Raw genomic sequence first — 3,658 nt, 5'->3', positions numbered from 1 at the left:
CGCACCCGAACGCCGGCCTGCCGAATGCTTTCGGCGGCTACGACGAAACGCCGGCACAACTGGCCGCCGAAATCGCCGACTGGGCAAGGAAAGGTTTCGTCAATATCGTCGGCGGCTGCTGCGGCACCACGCCCGAACATATCGCGGCGATTGCCAGCCGTGTTGCTGGCGTCAAGCCGCGCGCCATCCCGGTGATCGAAAGGAAGCTGCGCCTGTCCGGTCTCGAGCCCTTCAACGTCGGCAAGGAATCACTGTTCGTCAATGTCGGCGAGCGGACCAATGTCACCGGCTCGCGCGCCTTCGCCCGGATGATCCTCGAAGGCCGCTTCGACGATGCGCTGGCGGTTGCCCGCCAGCAGGTCGAAAACGGCGCGCAGGTGATCGACATCAACATGGACGAAGCGATGCTCGATTCGCAAGCGGCCATGGATCGCTTCCTCAAGCTGATCGCCGGCGAACCGGACATCGCGCGCGTGCCGATCATGATCGACTCGTCGAAATGGGAAGTCATCGAGGCGGGTCTCAAGTGCATCCAGGGCAAGGGCATCGTCAACTCGATCTCGATGAAGGAGGGCGAGGCCGAATTCCTGCGCCAGGCCAGGCTGGCGCGCCGCTATGGTGCGGCGGTGGTGGTCATGGCTTTCGACGAGCACGGGCAGGCCGACACCTACACGCGCAAGACCGAAATCTGCGCGCGCGCCTATCGGCTGCTCACCGAACAGGCGGCTTTTCCACCCGAGGACATCATTTTCGACCCGAACATCTTCGCCATCGCCACCGGCATCGAAGAGCACAATCACTACGCCGTCGACTTCATCGAGGCCTGTGCCTGGATTCGCGCGCACCTGCCGGGTGCACAGATTTCCGGAGGAGTATCCAATGTCTCCTTCTCGTTCCGCGGCAACGATCCGGTTCGCGAAGCGATCCACACCGTCTTTCTCTACCACGCGATCCAGGCCGGGCTGTCGATGGGCATCGTCAACGCCGGCATGCTCGGTGTCTATGACGAACTGGACCCGGTGCTGCGCGAGAAGGTCGAGGATGTGGTCCTGAACCGCCGCCCCGATGCCGGCGAGGCGCTGGTCGAATTTGCCCAGACGGTGCGTGCAGGCCAGGCCAGGGACAGCGGCCCCGACCTCGCCTGGCGCGAACTGCCGGTCGAAGAGCGTCTCTCGCATGCCCTGGTCAAGGGAATCACCGATTTCGTCGTCGCCGACACCGAGGAATGCCGTGCAGCGCTGGAAGCCGAAGGCAAGCCACCATTGTCAGTCATCGAAGGCCCCTTGATGAACGGCATGAACGTCGTCGGCGACCTCTTTGGCGCCGGCAAGATGTTCCTGCCACAGGTGGTCAAGTCGGCACGCGTGATGAAACAGGCGGTCGCGCACCTGATTCCCTTCATCGAGGCCGAAAAACTGCGCACCGGTGTCCGCAGCAAGGGGCGGATCGTGATCGCCACGGTCAAGGGCGACGTGCACGACATCGGCAAGAACATCGTCGGCGTGGTGCTGGGCTGCAACGGCTACGAGGTCATCGACCTCGGCGTCATGGTTTCCTGCGACAAGATCCTGCACGCCGCCAGGGAACATGCTGCGCAGGCGGTCGGCCTGTCCGGCCTGATCACCCCGTCGCTCGAGGAAATGAGCCATGTCGCGGCCGAAATGGAACGTCTCGGTTTCGCCGACGCGGTCGATGGTGGCTCGCCGGTACCGCTCCTGATCGGCGGGGCAACGACCAGCCGTGCGCACACGGCGATCAAGATCGCGCCGAACTATTCCGGACCGGTGGTCTATGTCCCCGATGCCTCGCGCGCGGTCGGCGTCGTCACCCGCCTCCTGTCGACCGACCATGCCGCGGCTTTTCGGGACGAGATCGTTGCCGACTACGCCAAAGTGCGCGCGCAGCACGCCAACAAGAAGGGCATCCCGCTGGTGACGCTGCAAACGGCACGCAACAATCGCTTCGTGTGGAACAACGATCCCGGCTATCGACCGACGGCGCCGAAAATGCCGGGGCTGCACGTGCTGCGCAATGTCGACCTCGCCACCCTCGCCGATTTCATCGACTGGGGACCTTTTTTTCAGACCTGGGATCTCGCCGGCAGTTACCCGAAGATCCTGGACGATGCGCTGGTTGGTCCGACCGCCCGGACCGTGTTCAGTGACGCGCAGGCGATGCTGGAAAGAGTCGTCAGCGAGAAGTGGTTGAGTGCCAACGCCGTCTTCGGCCTCTTCCCGGCCAACGCCGTCGGTGACGACATCGAAATCTATGCCGACGAATCACGCAACGAGAAATTGCTGAGCTGGCACAACCTGCGCCAGCAGCACGAGCGCCCGGCGGGCAAGCCGCACTACTGCCTGAGCGACTATGTGGCCGAGCGCGGCACGCCGGACTGGATCGGCGCCTTTGCCGTCGGCGCGGGTTTCGGCATCGAGGAAAAGCTCGCCGAATTCGCCGCCGCCCATGACGATTACCGTTCGATCCTGCTGAAAGCGATCGCCGACCGCCTGGCCGAAGCCTGTGCCGAATGGTTGCACGCAAAAGTACGGCGCGACTACTGGGGCTACGCCAGCGACGAAATGCTCGACTGCCAGGCGCTGATCGGTGAGCACTATCGCGGCATCCGGCCGGCGCCCGGCTATCCGGCCTGCCCCGATCATACCGCCAAGGGCCCGCTCTTCGAATTGCTCGATGCGCCACGCAATGCCGGCATGGGTTTGACCGAATCCTTCGCCATGACGCCCGCAGCAGCGGTTTCCGGTTTCTATCTGGCGCACCCGCAGGCGCATTATTTTGCGGTCAGCAAGATCGCTCGTGACCAGCTCGAAGACTGGGCGCAGCGTGCCGGTTTCAGCGTCAGCGAGGCACAGCGCTGGCTGGCGCCGCTGCTCTGAAGTTGCCCGCCAGATGAGTGACCGGCCACTGCCGGATTTCGTGACACGTGACGTCGAACTGGCGACGCGGACAACACTGGCTTTGCCCGGCCGGGCCGCGCTTTATGCCGAGATCACCGCTGCCGGACAACTGGCGCAACTCGCCGGCAGCGACGGGCCGCGCCGCTTTGTTCTCGGAGGGGGCAGCAACCTGGTACTCTGCGGCGACTTCAACGGTTTGCTGCTGCACATGGCAATTGGTGGCCGGCAGCTGGTCGCCGAGGATGACGACGCCTGGTATGTGCGCGCCGGAGCCGGCGAGAACTGGCATCAACTGGTGAGCTGGACACTCGCGCAAGGCTGGCCGGGCCTCGAAAATCTGGCACTGATTCCCGGCACGGTCGGCGCAGCGCCGATCCAGAACATCGGCGCCTACGGCCTGGAAATCGCCGATCGTTTCCTGTCGCTCGAAGCCTGCGACATGCAAAGCGGCCAGACGCTGCACTTCGATCGCGCAGCCTGCCGTTTTGCCTACCGCGACAGCGTCTTCAAACAACAGGGCTGGCACCTCGACGGTTCTCGGGTGATCACGCACGTGACTCTCCGCCTGCCGAAAACCTGGCAGCCCCTGACCAGTTACGCCGATCTGGCTGGCGAGCTCGATCAACAACAGATCGCCAACCCGAATGCCCGGCAAATCGCGGCGGCAGTGATCCAGGTCCGCCGCCGCAAACTGCCCGATCCGGCGGTATTGCCCAACGCCGGCAGCTTCTTCCACAACCCGC

2 protein-coding genes are annotated in these 3,658 nt (G+C 64.1%); both read left to right on the top strand.

What is annotated here, in order from left to right; translation table 11 throughout:
• A partial coding sequence (metH, locus tag CAPSK01_RS17090; RefSeq protein WP_034929380.1) for a methionine synthase occupies nucleotides 1–2,894 on the top strand: 2,894 nt, incomplete at its 5' end.
• A 13-nt stretch (nucleotides 2,895–2,907) separates the two neighbouring features.
• A partial coding sequence (gene murB, locus CAPSK01_RS17085; RefSeq protein ID WP_273703907.1) for a UDP-N-acetylmuramate dehydrogenase occupies nucleotides 2,908–3,658 on the top strand: 751 nt, incomplete at its 3' end.

The sequence above is a fragment of the Candidatus Accumulibacter vicinus genome (assembly GCF_000584955.1).
Classification (GTDB): Bacteria; Pseudomonadota; Gammaproteobacteria; order Burkholderiales; family Rhodocyclaceae; genus Accumulibacter; species Accumulibacter vicinus.
The sequence above is the reverse complement of the archived record's forward strand: the minus strand, read 5'-3'. Positions and strand labels throughout refer to the sequence as shown.